At 44.0% G+C, this 2,191-nt stretch carries 2 protein-coding genes; both read left to right on the top strand.

Going from position 1 to position 2,191, the window contains the following annotated elements; genetic code table 11:
• Window positions 1-928 (top strand): glutamate synthase subunit beta (locus LD39_RS20225; protein WP_035552814.1); only part of this gene is annotated, 928 nt, incomplete at its 5' end.
• 156 nt (window positions 929-1,084) lie between these two features.
• A partial coding sequence (locus tag LD39_RS20230) for a catalase (RefSeq protein WP_035552815.1) occupies window positions 1,085-2,191 on the top strand: 1,107 nt, incomplete at its 3' end.

Genomic DNA, 2,191 nt, shown 5'->3' on the forward strand with positions numbered 1-2,191 from the left:
CGGCGGGTTGCTCACTTACGGAATTCCTGAAATGAAGCTGCCTTATTCCGTTGTGGAACGCCGAGTGAACATCCTTAAAGAAGAAGGAATTAAATTCATGACCAACACAGAGGTTGGCCGTGACTATCCTGTATCAAGACTGCGGGAAGAATATGATACGGTGGTTCTTTGTGGCGGAGCGACAGTACCACGTAATATTGAAGTGGATGGACGTAACCTGAAAGGCATTCACTATGCTATGGATTTCTTGCACTCGAATACGAAGAGTTTGCTTGACTCTGATCATGAAGACGGCAACTATATCAGTGCCAAAGGGAAAGACGTTATCGTTATCGGTGGAGGAGATACCGGTACAGACTGTATGTCAACGTCCATGAGACACAATTGTAAAAGTCTGACCCAGTTCGATATCTATGATAAAAAAGGTTCGGTTCGTGATAATGAAGTGAATCCTTGGCCGCAATATCCGGTTATTCATAGAGTTGAATATGGGCAGAAGGAAGCGGAAGCGACGTTTGGCGATGACCCGCGTGCTTACGCAGTCATGACGAAAAAATTCGTTGGTGATGAAAACGGTCGTGTGAAGGAAGTACACACGATCAATGTTGCACTTTCCTATGATGAAAATGGCAACAAAGTGCGTACGGAAATTCCAGGTACGGAGAAAGTATGGTCAGCAGATCTTGTATTACTAGCCATTGGTTTCAGTGGACCGGAACAAGATTTAATTGAGAAAATGGGTGTCGAAACAACCGTACGAACAAATGTCGCTGCTCAATATGGCAAATACACAACTAATATCGATGGAGTATTTGCTGCAGGAGACATGCGTCGTGGGCAAAGCTTGATCGTTTGGGCAATCAACGAAGGACGCGAAGCAGCCCGTGAGTGTGACCGTTACATGATGGGAACAACTCAATTACCATAATGATTGATTTGATAAAACCACTATCGAAGAGGCTATCCTCTTTCGATAGTGGTTTATTTTGTAAGAAAAGTTTAAATTTTGTCACAGTGTGGTACATATCATGTGTTCACTTTAAATTTAATATTTAAGAATAATGATTTTAAAGGAGGAACTCATGTGAGCGATCAAAGCCATGAGCGCAAAACGAAGAAAGATGAACAGCTCGAGGAAGATCGAGTAGATGACAAAGGCAAGAAGCTGACGACAAATCAAGGCACAAAGGTTGCTGAAGATGAATTTTCTCTAAAAGCAGGTGAACGTGGGCCGACATTAATGGAAGATTTCCACTTCCGTGAAAAGATGACCCACTTTGACCATGAACGAATTCCTGAGCGTATTGTACACGCAAGAGGTTTTGCTGCACATGGTGAATTTGAACTTTATAAATCAATGGAAAAATACACAAAAGCTGACTTTTTAACAGATACATCGAAGAAGACATCTACGTTTGTACGTTTCTCGACCGTTGCAGGGAACCGTGGATCGGCAGAGACAGTCCGAGATGCACGTGGATTTGCTACGAAATTTTACACAGAAGAAGGCAACTATGATCTAGTAGGAAATAACATACCTGTATTTTTCATTCAGGACGCAGTGAAGTTTCCGGATCTCGTCCATGCATTGAAGCCTGAACCGCACAATGAGATGCCACAAGCGGCTTCTGCTCACGACACGTTCTGGGATTTTGTCGCGAATAATCAGGAGTCTGCTCATATGGTGATGTGGGCGATGTCGGATCGCGCCATTCCTCGTAGCTTCCGAATGATGGAAGGGTTCGGAGTTCACACCTTCCGTCTAGTGAATGCCAAAGACGAATCATTCTTTGTGAAATTCCATTGGAAGCCGGTGCTTGGAACACATTCTATCGTTTGGGACGAAGCGCAGAAAATTAATGGAAAAGACCCTGATTTCCACCGAGGAGATTTATGGAATTCTATCGAAGAAGGCGACTATCCTGAGTATGAACTGGGAATCCAGGTAATTCCTGAAGAGGATGAGTTCAAGTTCGATTTTGATCTGCTCGATCCTACGAAACTATGGCCGGAGGAAGATGTCCCTGTTGAGATTGTCGGTAAAATGACGTTGAACCGCAATGTGGACAACGTATTTGCTGAAACGGAGCAAGTAGCCTTCCACCCAGGCCATGTAGTACCAGGGATCGACTTTACCAATGACCCACTGCTTCAAGGGCGCTTGTTCTCTTATACAGATACGCAGCTGATC

This window comes from Halobacillus sp. BBL2006, assembly GCF_000786645.1.
In the GTDB taxonomy this organism is placed as follows: domain Bacteria; phylum Bacillota; class Bacilli; order Bacillales; family Halobacillaceae; genus Halobacillus.